Origin of the sequence: Salmonella sp. SAL04202, assembly GCF_046550775.1 — a bacterium.
GTDB classification, from domain to species: domain Bacteria; phylum Pseudomonadota; class Gammaproteobacteria; order Enterobacterales; family Enterobacteriaceae; genus Salmonella; species Salmonella enterica.
On the sequence record NZ_JBGDXK010000001.1, the window covers coordinates 1,108,184 to 1,124,096 of the forward strand.

Here is a 15,913-nt window from a genome sequence, read left to right on the forward strand (position 1 = left end):
ATGCGCAGGGTTATCAGGTGATGGCTAAGCGCAGCCCTAATGTATCAGGGTACGGCTCAAAATAATTCTGGCTGCGTAGATAGTCATCCGGATGTTCCGCCAGATAGTGCTTCAGCAGCGTTAACGGTGCCAGGATAGGTAGTCGGCCCGCCCGGTAGCCGAGAATCACCTCGCGTAATTCCGCGCGTTGCCTGCTGTTCAACGCGCGGTGAAAATAGCCCTGGATATGCATCAGCACATTGGTGTGATTTTTACGTGAAGCGGGGTGGCGCAGGATAGCCATCAGTTTTTCTCTGTATCGGACAAAGAAGGCATCCAGATCGTCCCACTCATGCAGACGCGCGACGAAAGGGCCAATTTCGCGGTAGCCGGCCTGGTGGTGGGCGAGAAGCTGAAGTTTATATCGGCTATGAAACGCGAGCAAACTGTGACGACTCAAGCCCAGCGCGCGTAGCGCATTTAATTCATGTAGCGCGAAAATACGTGCGATGAAATTTTCGCGTAGTACCGGATCGTGCAGGCGACCATCTTCCTCTATCGGCAGCCAGGGATATTTGTCCATCATCGCGGCGGTAAACAGCCCCGTGCCAGCTTTGCGGCCCCTGTTACCCTTTTCATCATACAGGCGAACGCGCTCCATTCCGCAACTGGGCGATTTTGCACACACAATAAACCCCGCCAGTTCGCCTATTGTTGGCAGAAACCGATCGGCAAAGGCATTCATTCGCTCGGTGACGTCATCGTGCGGGGCATGGCTATAGCGCATCCGAATGTCGCCACAGGTCGTCTGGATAAGACGCAGCGCAGGGCGAGGCACGGGCAGGCCGATCGCCACCTCCGGACAGATCGGTTTGTAGGCCACCCACGGTGCCAGAGAGTTCATGACGAAATCCATACGCTTATGTCCGCCATCAAAGCGTACCGCGGCGCCAGTCAGACATCCGCTAATGCCGACTACGGGTTTGTTATTCATGATTCCCCCTTATTAAAAGTACGACGACTGACGCCAATGGCGCAAAATGTTATCTCACGCTGATTTAAAACTTACACAACTTTGTTTTTTTGTCTAAGTTTTCGCAGAGATTTTTTTGATGTGGTTAAATATCAATAAGATAGAATGAGGGGAAGAAATCTATTTCAGCGCTTATAGTGTGATAACCTCCAGCGAAGCGACCACGTTGCGCCACTGGGCAAGCTGTTTTTTCTGCCCGGCAGTGAGCTTGCCGGTGGTCACCAGGAACCATTTTCTCTGGGCGAACAGCTCGGGCGCCAGCACGGCTGGTGGAGAGGGAAGCACATTGAGCCGCAGCTCTTGTCCGGTACGAGTCAACGCTTCCAGCCAGATTTCACAGTGATCCGAGAGATGCCATCCGCTAATAAAGGCATTGTTGCCAGGCGCTTTTCTGTCGCCTTCAAGGCAAAAAGAGGTGTAGGCAATAATGATGCCATCCAGTATTTCGCGCAGCGTCATCACGGCGGGAAGATGCGCGGACACTTTGCTGCGCAACGGACGCAATAAATGGGTCACCAGTTCTGCGCGGGGATATTCCCGGCCACAGTCATAAATCAACTGCCGCAGCGCGTCAATTCGCCCTTCGTGGAGATGTTGAAGCATCGTCTCCTGGATCGTTATCCAGTTATCGCCCAGGCGAATGACCGGACGCGACAGTAAGGGTTTGACCTGGCTTATCGGTACGCCTTTTCTCACCCAGTCGAGGATGCTAAGCGCTTGTCGAATATCGTCATCGCTGTATAAGCGATGCCCGCCATCAGTACGCTGCGGTTTCAATAAACCATAGCGTCGCTGCCATGCCCTTAGCGTGGCGGCATTGATACCGCATAGTCTGGCAAATTCGCCGATAGAATACGACATGGTAAAGCCCGTTAAATAAGGGGATTCTACTATATCATGATTAAATGAAGACTAAGGTAGTGATAAATGGTGCGGCATACCAGGGCATCCGTATGGATTTTGTCGATGATGAGCAATACTGCGTGGCGTAAGGCTCATCAAAATATGACCAATGCTTAATACCATCGGATGCCCCTGGTTAATACTCTATTAACCTCATTCTTCGGGCGCAGTTAAGTAACTCTGTCACTTTATGAACCTGTAGCTTTCTCATCATATTCATCCGATGTGTTTCGACGGTTTTTATACTGATATGTAGCTTTTCGCTGATCCCATGATTGGTATACCCCTCGTCAATAAGTTTAAGAACCTGACGCTCGCGCAAAGTAAGCAGTTGATGATTGGTCGTGTCAGCCTTTAATTCAGCCAGGATAGCTTCCCGATTCAACGTCGGGTCAATGTAACGCTTGTTTACTGCGACTGTTTGCAATGCCGCTAACAGAACTTGCTGACTACTGCTTTTTAAAACATAGCCATTAGCACCTGCGGCTAAAGTTTTAATGGTCATATACTCTTGTTGGTATGCTGTGTAAACCAGAATATTCATTGCTGGCCAACGCTGATGTAATTGAGGAATGATATCCAGGCCATTGATGCCAGGTAAGCTAAGATCAAGGATAAGTATGTCAGGCTCGTATGCGCAACAGGCATTATAAACCTCAAGACCATTTTTAACATGCTCTACAATTTTAAAATGAGGCCAGGGTAATAAGGCATTCATAATGCCGTTAATGATGATTTCATGATCGTCTACTAATAAGATCTTATATTCTTTCATTTTGCTGCCCTCGCGAAAATTAAGATAATATTAAGTAATGGTGTAGTTTTTGAAGATCATACGTATTTTCTGGCGTAAGTCGGTTAGTTCCTCCAGCGCGATGATTTTCCCCATTTTTACGCGATTCTCAATGTCTATGACATAGCATACCAATTCAGTCTGCCCTATTTGACCTAAACAGCCTTTTAATGTGTGAATTAACTGATCGATTTTTTGTCCAGCCGATACGGCATTTTCAATATCAGCCAGCAAGAGGTCCAGTGATTGGAAAATCTTGCTATTAATGACCATATCATCTGTCGCCAGTAGCGCTGAGCAGCGACTTGGATCCTGCTCCTGTAGCTCTATATTTCGTAAAAGTTGGTATTCTGCGGCAATACTGATATAGCGAGCTAAGGTAGCCAACGTCACTGGTTTGGTAATGTAATGATGAATCCCATTTTTTTTACAACGATGAATATCTTCTGTCGCTACGCTAGCGGATAGCGCCACAAACATGCAGTCAGGATCTAAATTATTCGGCTCATCGTGCCATAATTGTACACATTCAATACCATCTATTTCTGGCATTCTAATGTCAATCAGTACTAAATCGAATCGTTGCTGTTGTGATAAAGTCAGAGCCTCGTTACTACTGGCGGCAATAGTGACGTGTTGGCCCAGGCTGACAAGCATTTTGCCGATGATATCCCGATTAATATCGGCATCATCAACCAAAAGAATCTGCAACTGCCAGGGTGGTAACAAATTATTTATTACTGGCATATTTGGTGTACACAATATTAACTGTTGCGCCAGGTCGTAGAGTTTTCCGGGGAAATACAAAAGCTCTGCGTTGAGAAGCGCATTTTGCTGGTGGGGTGGTTCACCGCGTATTCCCCAGCAAGCCAGTTGCCGATGCAGGCAGAACGGCGCTGACAGCGTCCCTTTAATTGGTTGAGGCGGCTGGTATTCTTGTAAGGGTAATACTAGCGAGACACAGGTTCCAACCCCGGGGACACTTTTTAGTGTCAGATTACCGCCCATCATTTTAGCCAGGCTTGACGCAATAGTCAGTCCAATTCCTGTACCTTGCGAATTTGTGTCTGCTTGATAAAAAGCAGTAAAGATTTGAGACTGCTGCTGTATTTCAATCCCTTTACCGCTATCGCTAACCAGAAATATTAATTGTTCCTCATGACGCTTGACCGTCAGACGTATCCCTCCGGTTTCGGTAAATTTTACCGCGTTCCCGAGTAAATTAACCAAAATTTGCCGTAAACGGATACTGTCGGTATGAAAATAGAGAGGGACATGTTGACCGACAAAAGTACGTAATGACAGTTTTTTGCTTTGCGCCGGCCCCTGGATGGTTTGCATTGCCTGGTCCAGTAACGGCAGTAACGCTGTTTCTTCCATATGTAATGTGAAATGACCAGACTCGATGCGTGAAAAATCCAGCAGATTATTAATAATAGCTAACAAAGACAGTGTACAATTCCTGGCGGTATCAGCTAATCCTTGCTGCTCTATGTTTAAAGGGGTGGTTTGTAATAATTCAATCGCACCGAGTACGCCATTCATCGGAGTACGTAACTCATGACTTATTACCGTAAGATGAATGCTTTTACGTTTGTTAGCTTGCTCAGCGCGTTTTTTTGCTTCATTTAGCGCCTGGGTGCGCTCTGCGACTTTGTTTTCCAGATTGTCGTATTGGACTTGTAGAGTATCAAGCAGTTGGTTAAAAGCACCGGCAATACTATCTAATTCATCCAGTCGTTGTGCTGGTAAACGTGTGCTCAGCGGTGCAGTTGCGGTTTTATTAATGACATCGACAAAACGCCATAACGGTTTGGCCAGTGAGCGATGTAGTAACCAGCAAAAAGCCGACGTCATCAACACCAATGCTGTTAATGTAAAGGGGATTTGTTGAAGGATAATTTTTAAGATGCGATTATGTAGATTACCGTATGGGTACAGCGTAACCAGACTCCATCCGGGGCCATGCAAGGTTGTGCGTAATATCAGAAATCCGGGAATTTGCTGCCATCCATCATGCAGCGTTACATTCTCTAACTGTGTACGTATTTTTTGCGGGATGTATGAAAACGGCAATAAGTGGTTGTTTTGATCCAGCCATACTCGAATACTATCATCTAATGGTAGGTGGCTCTTAGTAATGAGATCGGGAAGTTTAACCGTCACCCCAAAAAATACGCCTTGCTGATCGGCAACCGCAACGGAAGCGTGCCATCCTTTGCCGTTTATGTATTCTGGTTCACTCCAGTAAAACCCGGCATGGGTTGGGTATAAAGGAAAGCTTTTTCGCGTTAAAGGCTGTAGAGTTGAATAATCTGAAGGGTTATCAGTAGATAATAACGAAATCTCATTTTTATGGTTAAGAATAAAACTATCGCGACGAAAGCTTTTTTCATCGATATCAGAGGACTGCAGAAAGAGACGGTGCTTCTCTCCGTTTAGCGTCGGCGTGCAATTTGAAGGACCGACAGAAAGATGCCGGCTCACCTCAGGGAAAATATCGTTATGATGAATCTCAGTCGCTAATGAGCATTGATACATTAAATTTTTAGCGTCACGTTCAGCTTCTTCAAACCGTTGATTGCTTAGTACAATATTCATCTCGGATAGAACGGATAAATCCTCTATTATATGCTGCCGTTTCTGAACCATTGATATATAAGCTGCGGTAAGCACAGATAGCAGCCAAATAATTATTGTTGTTAATAAAAATAAAAAAGTTAGCCTGATTACTAAAGATGTTTGCAGCGTATTCTTGAGATTGAGCAAATTCATAATGCTTTCCTCCAGTTGCCTGTTGCAAAATCTTTGGCACTTGATCACTATCGCAGTACATATAGTTTCATCAGAAGATTAATCGATGGTGTTATCATTAGGAAGATAAATTTCTTCATATATAACCCAGTCGATGACTACAATTACTTTTTAATAAGGTGGCGATGTAAAAACATCGTAACAGTTTATTTAATAAATAATTTTTCAAATTGTAATTTTTTATGTCAATGCTGAAAGTGTAATTGTGAATTTATCGGAAAATCCGAATGATAGAATCGCCTGTGACAAGGTATATGTAGACAGCATCCTGATATTGTACAAGAAGAGTATAGTCGAAATAAATGTGAATCAGGCTTTTTACGGATGTGGTTGTGAGCGAATTTGATAGAAACTCCCATTTATGTCTGAGGAGGGATTCATGCTGGCAGTTTTAAAAGGCATTCCATTAATTCAGGATATCAAGGCCGAAGGTAATAGCCGATCCTGGATAATGACTATTGATGGGCATCCTGCCAGAGGAGAAATTTTCTCAGAAGCATTTTCTATTTCTTTGTTCTTAAATGACCTGGAAAGCTTACCTAAGCCTTGTCTTGCCTATGTGACACTACTGCTTGCAGCACACCCGGACGTCCATGATTATGCTATACAGCTCACAGCGGATGGGGGATGGTTAAACGGTTATTATACCACAAGTAGTAGCTCTGAGCTTATTGCTATTGAGATAGAAAAACACCTGGCTTTAACATGCATTTTAAAAAATGTAATACGCAATCACCATAAACTTTATTCGGGTGGGGTATAAAATGGTAGTAAATAAACGTTTAATCTTAATTTTACTATTTATACTCAATACAGCAAAGAGTGATGAGTTATCATGGAAAGGTAATGACTTCACCCTTTATGCCAGACAAATGCCATTAGCAGAGGTTTTACATCTGCTCTCAGAGAACTATGATACGGCTATTACTATTAGCCCATTGATAACAGCTACATTTAGTGGAAAAATTCCGCCTGGACCACCGGTCGATATTTTGAATAACCTGGCAGCACAATATGATTTGCTTACCTGGTTTGATGGCAGCATGTTATATGTATATCCTGCATCGTTATTAAAACATCAGGTTATCACTTTCAATATTTTATCTACTGGGCGGTTCATTCATTACTTACGCAGCCAGAATATCCTTTCATCACCGGGATGCGAGGTTAAAGAAATTACCGGTACCAGAGCTGTGGAGGTGAGCGGTGTTCCCAGCTGTCTGACTCGTATTAGTCAATTAGCTTCAGTGCTGGATAATGCGTTAATCAAACGAAAAGACAGTGCGGTAAGTGTAAGTATATACACGCTTAAGTATGCCACTGCGATGGATACCCAATACCAATATCGCGATCAGTCCGTCGTGGTTCCAGGGGTCGTGAGTGTATTGCGTGAGATGAGTAAAACCAGCGTACCGGCGTCATCGACGACCAATGGTTCACCCGCTACACAGGCATTGCCCATGTTTGCTGCCGACCCACGCCAGAATGCAGTGATCGTTCGTGATTATGCGGCCAATATGGCCGGGTATCGGAAACTCATCACAGAATTAGATCAACGCCAGCAGATGATAGAGATTTCGGTGAAAATTATCGATGTTAATGCTGGAGATATTAACCAGTTAGGTATCGACTGGGGAACGGCAGTGTCGCTGGGTGGCAAGAAAATTGCGTTCAATACAGGTTTGAATGACGGCGGTGCTAGCGGTTTTTCAACGGTAATCAGCGATACCTCAAACTTTATGGTGCGTTTGAATGCCCTGGAAAAAAGCTCTCAGGCTTATGTACTTTCCCAGCCATCTGTGGTGACTTTAAATAATATCCAGGCTGTGCTGGATAAAAATATTACTTTCTATACCAAACTGCAGGGAGAAAAAGTGGCTAAACTTGAATCCATCACTACGGGTTCTTTGTTGCGCGTTACACCTCGCTTGTTAAATGACAATGGCACGCAAAAAATAATGCTTAATCTTAATATTCAGGATGGACAACAAAGTGATACGCAAAGCGAAACAGATCCGCTACCCGAAGTGCAAAATTCTGAAATTGCTTCGCAAGCCACATTATTAGCCGGACAGAGTCTATTGCTGGGAGGATTTAAACAAGGTAAACAAATCCACTCGCAAAACAAAATCCCTTTATTGGGCGATATTCCTGTCGTAGGCCATTTGTTTCGCAATGATACGACTCAAGTACATAGTGTAATCAGGCTGTTTTTGATTAAAGCCTCAGTAGTAAATAATGGCATATCTCATGGTTAATCCAAAGAGCTCCTGGAAAATACGTTTTTTAGGTCACGTTTTACAAGGCCGGGAAGTATGGCTGAATGAAGGTAACCTGTCACTGGGGGAGAAAGGATGCGATATTTGTATTCCGCTTACTATAAATGAAAAAATTATTCTGAGAGAACAGGCAGATAGTTTATTTGTTGATGCCGGGAAAGCCAGAGTTAGAGTTAATGGCCGCAGATTTAATCCAAATAAGCCGCTACCATCCAGTGGGGTTTTGCAGGTTGCGGGAGTGGCTATCGCGTTTGGTAAACAGGATTGTGAACTTGCTGATTATCAAATACCCGTTTCCAGATCAGGGTACTGGTGGTTGGCTGGCGTATTCTTGATTTTCATCGGTGGAATGGGTGTCCTGTTAAGTATTGGCGGTCAGCCTGAAACGGTAAATGATTTACCTTTGCGGGTTAAGTTTTTATTAGACAAAAGCAATATTCATTATGTGCGGGCGCAATGGAAAGAAGATGGAAGCCTGCAGTTGTCCGGTTATTGCTCGTCAAGCGAACAGATGCAAAAGGTGAGAGCGACTCTCGAATCATGGGGGGTCATGTATCGGGATGGTGTAATCTGTGATGACTTATTGATACGAGAAGTGCAGGATGTTTTGATAAAAATGGGTTACCCGCATGCTGAAGTATCCAGCGAAGGGCCGGGAAGCGTGTTAATTCATGATGATATACAAATGGATCAGCAATGGCGTAAGGTTCAACCATTACTTGCAGATATTCCCGGGTTATTGCACTGGCAGATTAGCCATTCTCATCAGTCTCAGGGGGATGATATTATTTCTGCGATAATAGAGAACGGTTTAGTGGGGCTTGTCAATGTTACGCCAATGCGGCGCTCTTTTGTTATCAGTGGTGTACTGGATGAATCTCATCAACGCATTTTGCAAGAAACGTTAGCAGCATTAAAGAAAAAGGACCCCGCTCTTTCTTTAATTTATCAGGATATTGCGCCTTCTCATGATGAAAGCAAGTATCTGCCTGCGCCAGTGGCTGGCTTTGTACAGAGTCGCCATGGTAATTACTTATTACTGACGAATAAAGAGCGTTTACGTGTAGGGGCATTGTTACCCAATGGGGGAGAAATTGTCCATCTGAGTGCCGATGTGGTAACGATTAAACATAATGATACTTTGATTAACTATCCATTAGATTTTAAGTGAGTGGAAAATGACAACTCTGACCCGGTTAGAAGATTTGCTGCTTCATTCGCGTGAAGAGGCCAAAGGCATAATTTTACAATTAAGGGCTGCCCGGAAACAGTTAGAAGAGAACAACGGTAGGTTACAGGATCCGCAGCAATATCAGCAAAACACCTTATTGCTTGAAGCGATCGAGCAGGCCGAAAATATCATCAACATTATTTATTATCGTTACCATAACAGCGCACTTGTAGTGAGTGAGCAAGAGTAAAGTAAAAATATCTTAGAGCCTATCCCACCAGGCGTTAATTGGCGCAGCCAGCCTGGACACGGACAGCGCGCAAAAACCGGAGCGTACACGTAGTACGTGAGGTTTGACTCGCTACGCTCGCCCTTCGGGCCGCCGCTAGCGGCGTTCAAAACGCTAACGCGTTTTGGCGAGCACTGCCCAGGTCCAAAATGGCAAGTAAAATAGCCCTAATGGGATAGGCTCTTAGTTAGCACGTTAATTATCTATCGTGTATATGGAGGGGAATGATGATAAAGAAAAAGGCTGCGTTTAGTGAATATCGTGATTTAGAGCAAAGTTACATGCAGCTAAATCACTGTCTTAAAAAATTTCACCAAATCCGGGCTAAGGTGAGTCAACAGCTTGCTGAAAGGGCAGAGAGCCCCAAAAAGAGCAGAGAGACAGAGAGTATTCTTCATAACCTATTTCCACAAGGCGTTGCCGGGGTTAACCAGGAGGCCGAGAAGGATTTAAAGAAAATAGTAAGTTTGTTTAAACAACTTGAAGTACGACTGAAACAACTTAATGCTCAAGCCCCGGTGGAGATACCGTCAGGAAAAACAAAAAGGTAAAGCATAATGTCTTCAGGAAACATCTTATGGGGAAATCAAAACCCTATTGTGTTTAAAAATAGCTTCGGCGTCAGTAACACTGATACCGGGGGGCAGGATGACTTATCCCAGCAAAATCCGTTTGCCGAAGGGTATGGTGTTTTGCTTATTCTCCTTATGGTTATTCAGGCTATCGCAAACGATAAATTTATTGAAGTCCAGCAGAACGCTGAACGTGCCAGAAATACCCAGGAAAAATCAAATGAGATGGATGAGGTGATTGCTAAAGCAGCCAAAGGGGATGCTAAAACCAAAGAGGAGGTACCTGAGGATGTAATTAAATACATGCGTGATAATGGTATTCTCATCGATGGTCTGACCATTGATGAATATATGGCTAAATATGGTGATCATGGGAAGCTGGATAAAGGTGGTCTACAGGCGGTCAAAGCGGCTTTGGATAATGACGCCAACCGGAATACCGATCTTATGAGTCAGGGGCAGATAACAATTCAAAAAATGTCTCAGGAGCTTAACGCTGTCCTTACCCAACTGACAGGGCTTATCAGTAAGTGGGGGGAGATTTCCAGTATGATAGCGCAGAAAACGTACTCATGAAAAAAGACCCGACCCTACAACAGGCTCATGACACGATGCGATTTTTCCGGCGTGGCGGCTCGCTGCGTATGTTGTTGGATGACGATGTTACACAGCCGCTTAATACTCTGTATCGCTATGCCATGCAGCTTATGGAGGTAAAAGAGTTCGCCGGCGCAGCGCGACTTTTTCAATTGCTGACGATATATGATGCCTGGTCATTTGACTACTGGTTTCGGTTAGGGGAATGCTGCCAGGCTCAAAAACATTGGGGGGAAGCGATATACGCTTATGGACGCGCGGCGCAAATTAAGATTGATGCGCCGCAGGCGCCATGGGCCGCAGCGGAATGCTACCTCGCGTGTGATAACGTCTGTTATGCAATAAAAGCGTTAAAGGCCGTGGTGCGTATTTGTGGCGAGGTCAGTGAACATCAAATTCTCCGACTGCGTGCAGAAAAGATGTTACAGCAACTTTCTGACAGGAGCTAAAAATGAATCGAATTCACAGTAATAGCGACAGCGCTGCAGGAGTAACCGCCTTAACACATCATCACTTAAGCAATGTCAGTTGCGTTTCCTCGGGTTCGCTGGGAAAGCGCCAGCATCGTGTGAATTCTACTTTTGGCGATGGCAACGCCGCGTGCCTGTTATCAGGGAAAATTAGTCTTCAGGAGGCAAGCAATGCGTTGAAGCAACTGCTTGATGCCGTACCCGGAGATCATAAGCGTCCATCATTGCCTGACTTTTTGCATATCAATCCCACTGTTTTATCAATGATGATGACGTCATTAATACTCAACGTCTTTGGTAATAACGCTCAATCGTTATGCCAACAGCTTGAGCGGGCAACTGAGGTGCAAAATGCATTACGTGATAAGCAGGTAAAGGAGTATCAGGAGCAGATCCAGAAAGCGATAGAGCAGGAGGATAAAGCGCGTAAAGCGGGCATTTTTGGCGCTATTTTTGACTGGCTTACCGGCATATTTGAAACCGTGATTGGCGCCTTAAAAGTTGTGGAAGGTTTTCTGTCCGGTAATCCCGCAGAAATGGCTAGCGGCGTAGCTTATATAGCCGCAGGTTGTGCAGGAATGGTTAAAGCCGGAGCTGAAACGGCAATGATGTGCGGTGCTGACCACGATACCTGTCAGGCGATTATTGACGTGGCAAGTAAAATTCAAGTTGGTTGTGAAGTCGTCGCGATGGCACTGGATGTTTTCCAGATTGGTCGTGCTTTTATGGCGACGAGAGGCTTATCTGGCGCAGCTGAAAAAGTGCTTGACTCCGGCTTAGGCGAAGAAATGGTTGAGCGTATGGTAGGTGCAGGGGAAGCAGAAATAGAGGAGTTGGCTGAAAAGTTTGGCGAAGAGGTGAGCGAAAATTTTTCCAAACAATTTGAGGCGATTGAACGTGAAATGGTTTCGCCGGGTGAGATGGAAGAGGAGTCTGCCGAATTTTCTCGTAACGTAGAAAAAAATATGACAAAAAATGCGGGAAAAAGTTTTACGAAAGCGGGGGTGAAAGCCATGGCAAAAGAAGCGGCAAAAGAAGCCCTGGAAAAATATGCGCAGGAAGGGGGAAAGTTTCTGTTAAAAAATTTTCGTAATAAAGTTCTCTGGAATATGTTCAAAAAAATCCTGTATGCCTTACTGAGTGATTGTTCATTTAAAGGCTTACAGGCTATCAGATGTGCAACCGAGGGTGCCAATCAGATGAATACTGGCATGGTTAACGCAGATAAAGCGAAGCTCGAAAAGAAAATAGAGCAATTAATAACTCAGCAACGGTTTCTGGATTTCATAATGCAACAAACGGAAGACCAAAAAAAGTTAGAACAAAAACGCTTAGAGGAGCTTTATAAGAGTAGCGGTGCCGCGCTTAGAGATGTATTAGATACCATTGATCACTATAGTAGCGTTCAGTCGAGAATAGCTGGCTGTCGCGCTTAATCTGAGGATAAAAATATGGAAGCGAGTAACGTAGCACTGGTATTACCAGCGCCTTCCTGGTTAACGTCTTCTTCCAGTCAATCTCCCTCCGGGGAGGGAATGGGTACTGAATCAATGCTTCTGTTATTTGATGATATCTGGATGAAGCTAATGGAGCTTGCCAAAAAGCTGCGCAATATCATGCGCGACTATAACGTAGTAAAACAACAGCTGGCCTGGGGACTACAGGTCAATGTTTTACAGACGCAAATGAAAACAATTGATGAAGCGTTTAGAGCATCAATGATTAATGCGGGCGGTGCAATATTGTCGGGCGTGCTGACGATAGGATTAGGGGCTGTAGGCGGGGAAACCGGTCTTATAGCGGGTCAAGCCGTAGGCCACACAGCTGGGGGCGTCATGGGCCTGGGGGCTGGTGTAGCGCAACGTCAAAGTGATCAGGATAAAGCGATTGCCGACCTGCAACAAAATGGGGCCCAATCTTATAATAAATCCCTGACGGAAATTATGGAGAAAGCAACTGAAATTATGCAACAAATCATGGGCGTGGGGTCGTCACTGGTCGCGGTTCTTGCTGAAATACTCCGGGCATTAACGAGGTAAACATGGTGCAAGAAATAGAGCAATGGTTGCGTCGGCATCAGGTGTTTACTGAGCCTGCATATTTAGGGGAGACCGCCATATTACTTGGGCAACAGTTTATATTATCGCCTTACCTGGTGATCTATCGTATTGAGGCAAAAGAAATGATTATTTGTGAGTTCAGGCGCCTGACGCCCGGGCAACCTCGACCACAGCAATTGTTTCGCTTACTGGGACTTTTACGCGGGATATTTGTGCATCACCCGCAGTTAACATGTTTAAAGATGTTGATAATCACCGACGTTCTGGATGAAAAAAAAGCCATGCTACGCAGGAAATTATTGCGCATCCTGACAGTAATGGGAGCGACCTTTACACAGCTTGATGGCGATAACTGGACAGTTTTATCCGCCGAGCATCTTATCCAGCGACGTTTTTAAATAACCTTCCTGACGTAAATCATTATCACGTGAAAATAACAATCAATAGGTATGATGATGAAAGAAGATCAGAAAAATAAAATACCCGAAGACATTCTGAAACAGCTATTATCCGTTGATCCCGAAACCGTTTATGCCAGTGGTTACGCCTCATGGCAGGAGGGGGATTATTCGCGCGCCGTAATCGATTTTAGTTGGCTGGTGATGGCCCAGCCATGGAGTTGGCGTGCCCATATTGCATTGGCTGGCACCTGGATGATGCTTAAAGAATACACGACAGCCATTAATTTCTATGGACATGCCTTGATGCTGGATGCCAGCCATCCAGAACCGGTTTACCAAACGGGCGTCTGTCTCAAAATGATGGGGGAACCCGGGTTGGCGAGAGAGGCTTTTCAAACCGCAATCAAGATGAGTTATGCGGATGCCTCATGGAGTGAGATTCGCCAGAATGCGCAAATAATGGTTGATACTCTTATTGCTTAAATAACAGAACGAAATATGAAAATTCATATTCCGTCAGCGGCAAGCAATATAGTCGATGGTAATAGTCCTCCTTCCGATATACAAGCGAAGGAGGCATCGTTTCCTCCCCCTGAAATTCCAGCCCCTGGCACCCCCGCAGCCCCTGTGCTGCTTACGCCTGAACAAATAAGGCAGCAGAGGGATTATGCTATACATTTTATGCAATACACTATTCGTGCGCTGGGCGCGACTGTCGTGTTTGGATTATCGGTTGCTGCAGCGGTAATTTCTGGCGGGGCAGGATTACCCATTGCTATTCTTGCGGGGGCGGCGCTCGTGATTGCTATTGGGGATGCTTGCTGTGCGTATCATAATTATCAATTGATATGTCAGCAAAAGGAGCCGTTACAAACCGCCAGTGATAGCGTTGCTCTTGTGGTCAGTGCGCTGGCCTTAAAATGTGGGGCAAGTCTTAACTGCGCTAACACCCTTGCTAATTGTCTTTCTTTATTAATACGTTCAGGAATCGCTATTTCTTCGTTGGTTATACACCTACAGTTTCCGCTGCCCGCCGCTGAAAATATTGCGGCCTCTTTGGACATGGGGAGTGTAATTACCTCCGTTAGCCTGACGGCGATAGGTGCGGTACTGGATTATTGCCTTGCCCGCCCCTCTGGCGACGATCAGGAAAATTCTGTTGATGAACTTCATACCGATCCCAGTGTGTTATTGGCAGAACAAATGGCAGCGCTCTGTCAATCTGCTACTGCACCTGCATTAATGGACAGTTCTGGTCATACATCTCGGGGAGAACCATGAAACCTGTTAGCCCAAATGCTCAGGTAGCAGGGCAACGTCCTGTTAACGCGCCTGAGGAATCACCTCCATGTCCTTCATTGCCACATCCGGAAACCAATATGGAGAGTGGTAGAATAGGTCCTCAACAAGGAAAAGAGCGGTTATTGGCCGGACTTGCGAAACGAGTGATAGAGTGTTTTCCAAAAGAAATTTTTAGTTGGCAAACGGTTATTTTGGGCGGACAGATTTTATGCTGTTCCGCTGGAATAGCATTAACAGTGCTAAGTGGTGGAGGCGCGCCGCTCGTAGCCCTGGCAGGGATTGGCCTTGCTATTGCCATCGCGGATGTCGCCTGTCTTATCTACCATCATAAACATCATTTGCCTATGGCTCACGACAGTATAGGCAATGCCGTTTTTTATATTGCTAATTGTTTCGCCAATCAACGCAAAAGTATGGCGATTGCTAAAGCCGTCTCCCTGGGCGGTAGATTAGCCTTAACCGCGACGGTAATGACGCATTCATACTGGAGTGGTAGTTTGGGATTACAGCCTCATTTATTAGAGCGTCTTAATGATATTACCTATGGACTAATGAGTTTTACTCGCTTCGGTATGGATGGGATGGCAATGACCGGTATGCAGGTCAGCAGCCCATTATATCGTTTGCTGGCTCAGGTGACGCCAGAACAACGTGCGCCGGAGTAATCGTTTTCAGGTATATACCGGATGTTCATTGCTTTCAAAATTTTGCTATGTTGCCAGTATCCTTACGATGTATTTATTTTAAGGAAAAGCATTATGGATATTGCACAATTAGTGGATATGCTCTCCCATATGGCGCACCAGGCAGGTCAGGCCATTAATGACAAAATGAATGGTAATGATTTGCTAAACCCAGAATCGATGATTAAAGTGCAATTTGCCTTACAGCAGTATTCTACATTTATTAATTACGAAAGTTCAATGATCAAAATGATCAAGGATATGCTTAGTGGAATCATTGCTAAAATCTGAAGTTATTAGCGACGATGTTCGAAGGTTGCTGCTGGAAATCATGTTTGCGGGCGTTAACCATAGCTTGATTTCCCAGGTACATGCGATGTTACCAGCGCTAACGGTTATTGTTCCGGATAAAAAATTACAGTTGGTATGTCTGGCATTATTATTGGCGGGTTTAAATGAGCCGCTAAAAGCCGCGAAAATTTTATCGGATATTGATTTGCCAGAGGCTATGGCGCTGCGTCTGTTATTTCCTGCACCAAATGAGGGGTTTGAAAATTGAATATTTCT

Annotated in this window: 19 protein-coding genes; 15 read left to right on the forward strand and 4 right to left on the reverse strand. The window is 44.9% G+C overall.

Annotated features, from left to right (window positions below):
* Nucleotides 1-13: 13 nt before the first annotated feature.
* The 4 genes from mlrB to ACLJQJ_RS05560 all read right to left on the reverse strand — a co-directional run bounded on the left by mlrB (nt 14) and on the right by ACLJQJ_RS05560 (nt 5,483).
* A complete protein-coding gene (gene mlrB / locus ACLJQJ_RS05545; protein WP_058653060.1) occupies nt 14-973 on the reverse strand; it encodes a transcriptional regulator MlrB in 960 nt (319 codons plus the stop codon).
* Nucleotides 974-1,144: 171 nt separating this feature from the next.
* Nucleotides 1,145-1,873: a MerR family transcriptional regulator gene (locus ACLJQJ_RS05550; RefSeq protein ID WP_000122320.1), complete on the reverse strand. Its 729-nt coding sequence runs from the start codon at nt 1,871-1,873 to the stop codon at nt 1,145-1,147.
* Nucleotides 1,874-2,051: 178 nt separating this feature from the next.
* Nucleotides 2,052-2,690, reverse strand: a complete 639-nt coding sequence (locus tag ACLJQJ_RS05555) for a two component system response regulator (RefSeq protein WP_000666334.1) — start codon at nt 2,688-2,690, stop codon at nt 2,052-2,054.
* Nucleotides 2,691-2,720: 30 nt separating this feature from the next.
* Nucleotides 2,721-5,483 carry a hybrid sensor histidine kinase/response regulator gene (locus ACLJQJ_RS05560; RefSeq protein ID WP_063809081.1) on the reverse strand — a complete coding sequence of 921 codons (2,763 nt, stop codon included), beginning with the start codon at nt 5,481-5,483 and terminating at the stop codon, nt 2,721-2,723.
* Between the two features lie 400 nt (nt 5,484-5,883).
* On the opposite strand from ACLJQJ_RS05560, the gene spiC reads away from it, so the two are divergent.
* The 15 genes from spiC to ACLJQJ_RS05635 all read left to right on the forward strand — a co-directional run bounded on the left by spiC (nt 5,884) and on the right by ACLJQJ_RS05635 (nt 15,905).
* Nucleotides 5,884-6,285: an SPI-2 type III secretion system protein SpiC gene (spiC, locus tag ACLJQJ_RS05565; protein WP_001562740.1), complete on the forward strand. Its 402-nt coding sequence runs from the start codon at nt 5,884-5,886 to the stop codon at nt 6,283-6,285.
* A gap of 1 nt (nt 6,286) precedes the next feature.
* Entirely contained in the window at nt 6,287-7,780 is a 1,494-nt protein-coding gene (gene spiA / locus ACLJQJ_RS05570; protein ID WP_000261287.1) for an SPI-2 type III secretion system protein SpiA, read from the forward strand.
* Nucleotides 7,761-8,972 (forward strand): SctD family type III secretion system inner membrane ring subunit SsaD, encoded by a 1,212-nt coding sequence (gene ssaD, locus ACLJQJ_RS05575; RefSeq protein WP_063809080.1) that lies wholly within the window; start codon nt 7,761-7,763, stop codon nt 8,970-8,972. The genes spiA and ssaD overlap by 20 nt, the downstream gene beginning before the upstream one ends.
* 7 nt (nt 8,973-8,979) lie before the next feature.
* Nucleotides 8,980-9,222: a YscE family type III secretion system co-chaperone SsaE gene (ssaE, locus tag ACLJQJ_RS05580; protein WP_000210204.1), complete on the forward strand. Its 243-nt coding sequence runs from the start codon at nt 8,980-8,982 to the stop codon at nt 9,220-9,222.
* Nucleotides 9,223-9,485: 263 nt separating this feature from the next.
* Nucleotides 9,486-9,812, forward strand: coding sequence for an SPI-2 type III secretion system chaperone SseA (sseA, locus tag ACLJQJ_RS05585; protein ID WP_000972855.1), 327 nt, complete (start codon nt 9,486-9,488; stop codon nt 9,810-9,812).
* A 6-nt stretch (nt 9,813-9,818) separates the two neighbouring features.
* Complete coding sequence (gene sseB / locus ACLJQJ_RS05590; protein ID WP_063809199.1) at nt 9,819-10,409, forward strand: SPI-2 type III secretion system translocon protein SseB; 591 nt, start codon at nt 9,819-9,821, stop codon at nt 10,407-10,409.
* The gene (sscA, locus tag ACLJQJ_RS05595) at nt 10,406-10,879 is read left to right on the forward strand and encodes a SycD/LcrH family type III secretion system chaperone SscA (protein ID WP_000711023.1); all 474 of its coding nucleotides are present in this window, start codon (nt 10,406-10,408) and stop codon (nt 10,877-10,879) included. The genes sseB and sscA overlap by 4 nt, the downstream gene beginning before the upstream one ends.
* Nucleotides 10,880-10,881: 2 nt before the next feature.
* On the forward strand, nt 10,882-12,336 hold the full coding sequence (locus ACLJQJ_RS05600) for a type III secretion system translocon protein (protein WP_063809200.1): 1,455 nt from the start codon (nt 10,882-10,884) through the stop codon (nt 12,334-12,336).
* A 15-nt stretch (nt 12,337-12,351) separates the two neighbouring features.
* Nucleotides 12,352-12,939 (forward strand): SPI-2 type III secretion system translocon protein SseD, encoded by a 588-nt coding sequence (gene sseD / locus ACLJQJ_RS05605; RefSeq protein WP_063809201.1) that lies wholly within the window; start codon nt 12,352-12,354, stop codon nt 12,937-12,939.
* Nucleotides 12,940-12,941: 2 nt separating this feature from the next.
* The gene (sseE, locus tag ACLJQJ_RS05610; RefSeq protein WP_023209473.1) at nt 12,942-13,358 is read left to right on the forward strand and encodes an LcrR family type III secretion system chaperone SseE; all 417 of its coding nucleotides are present in this window, start codon (nt 12,942-12,944) and stop codon (nt 13,356-13,358) included.
* A 51-nt stretch (nt 13,359-13,409) separates the two neighbouring features.
* Nucleotides 13,410-13,844, forward strand: a complete 435-nt coding sequence (gene sscB / locus ACLJQJ_RS05615) for a SycD/LcrH family type III secretion system chaperone SscB (RefSeq protein ID WP_000979963.1) — start codon at nt 13,410-13,412, stop codon at nt 13,842-13,844.
* A gap of 15 nt (nt 13,845-13,859) precedes the next feature.
* Nucleotides 13,860-14,642: a type III secretion systems effector SseF gene (sseF, locus tag ACLJQJ_RS05620; RefSeq protein ID WP_063809202.1), complete on the forward strand. Its 783-nt coding sequence runs from the start codon at nt 13,860-13,862 to the stop codon at nt 14,640-14,642.
* A complete protein-coding gene (gene sseG / locus ACLJQJ_RS05625; RefSeq protein WP_000805835.1) occupies nt 14,639-15,328 on the forward strand; it encodes a pathogenicity island 2 effector protein SseG in 690 nt (229 codons plus the stop codon). The genes sseF and sseG overlap by 4 nt, the downstream gene beginning before the upstream one ends.
* A 93-nt stretch (nt 15,329-15,421) precedes the next feature.
* Nucleotides 15,422-15,637, forward strand: a complete 216-nt coding sequence (gene ssaG / locus ACLJQJ_RS05630; RefSeq protein WP_000350227.1) for a type III secretion system needle filament protein SsaG — start codon at nt 15,422-15,424, stop codon at nt 15,635-15,637.
* Entirely contained in the window at nt 15,615-15,905 is a 291-nt protein-coding gene (locus ACLJQJ_RS05635; RefSeq protein WP_000444713.1) for an EscG/YscG/SsaH family type III secretion system needle protein co-chaperone, read from the forward strand. Before ssaG ends, ACLJQJ_RS05635 begins: the two co-directional genes overlap by 23 nt.
* Nucleotides 15,906-15,913 lie beyond the last annotated feature (8 nt).

Excerpts from the sequence above, each read along its gene's own strand:
- mlrB (WP_058653060.1), bottom strand. The coding sequence starts at position 973 with ATGAATAACAAACCCGTAGTCGGCATTAGCGGATGTCTGACTGGCGCC.
- ACLJQJ_RS05550 (WP_000122320.1), bottom strand. The coding sequence starts at position 1,873 with ATGTCGTATTCTATCGGCGAATTTGCCAGACTATGCGGTATCAATGCC.
- ACLJQJ_RS05555 (WP_000666334.1), bottom strand. The coding sequence starts at position 2,690 with ATGAAAGAATATAAGATCTTATTAGTAGACGATCATGAAATCATCATT.
- ACLJQJ_RS05560 (WP_063809081.1), bottom strand. The coding sequence starts at position 5,483 with ATGAATTTGCTCAATCTCAAGAATACGCTGCAAACATCTTTAGTAATC.
- spiC (WP_001562740.1), top strand. The coding sequence starts at position 5,884 with ATGTCTGAGGAGGGATTCATGCTGGCAGTTTTAAAAGGCATTCCATTA.
- spiA (WP_000261287.1), top strand. The coding sequence starts at position 6,287 with ATGGTAGTAAATAAACGTTTAATCTTAATTTTACTATTTATACTCAAT.
- ssaD (WP_063809080.1), top strand. The coding sequence starts at position 7,761 with ATGGCATATCTCATGGTTAATCCAAAGAGCTCCTGGAAAATACGTTTT.
- ssaE (WP_000210204.1), top strand. The coding sequence starts at position 8,980 with ATGACAACTCTGACCCGGTTAGAAGATTTGCTGCTTCATTCGCGTGAA.
- sseA (WP_000972855.1), top strand. The coding sequence starts at position 9,486 with ATGATGATAAAGAAAAAGGCTGCGTTTAGTGAATATCGTGATTTAGAG.
- sseB (WP_063809199.1), top strand. The coding sequence starts at position 9,819 with ATGTCTTCAGGAAACATCTTATGGGGAAATCAAAACCCTATTGTGTTT.
- sscA (WP_000711023.1), top strand. The coding sequence starts at position 10,406 with ATGAAAAAAGACCCGACCCTACAACAGGCTCATGACACGATGCGATTT.
- ACLJQJ_RS05600 (WP_063809200.1), top strand. The coding sequence starts at position 10,882 with ATGAATCGAATTCACAGTAATAGCGACAGCGCTGCAGGAGTAACCGCC.
- sseD (WP_063809201.1), top strand. The coding sequence starts at position 12,352 with ATGGAAGCGAGTAACGTAGCACTGGTATTACCAGCGCCTTCCTGGTTA.
- sseE (WP_023209473.1), top strand. The coding sequence starts at position 12,942 with ATGGTGCAAGAAATAGAGCAATGGTTGCGTCGGCATCAGGTGTTTACT.
- sscB (WP_000979963.1), top strand. The coding sequence starts at position 13,410 with ATGATGATGAAAGAAGATCAGAAAAATAAAATACCCGAAGACATTCTG.
- sseF (WP_063809202.1), top strand. The coding sequence starts at position 13,860 with ATGAAAATTCATATTCCGTCAGCGGCAAGCAATATAGTCGATGGTAAT.
- sseG (WP_000805835.1), top strand. The coding sequence starts at position 14,639 with ATGAAACCTGTTAGCCCAAATGCTCAGGTAGCAGGGCAACGTCCTGTT.
- ssaG (WP_000350227.1), top strand. The coding sequence starts at position 15,422 with ATGGATATTGCACAATTAGTGGATATGCTCTCCCATATGGCGCACCAG.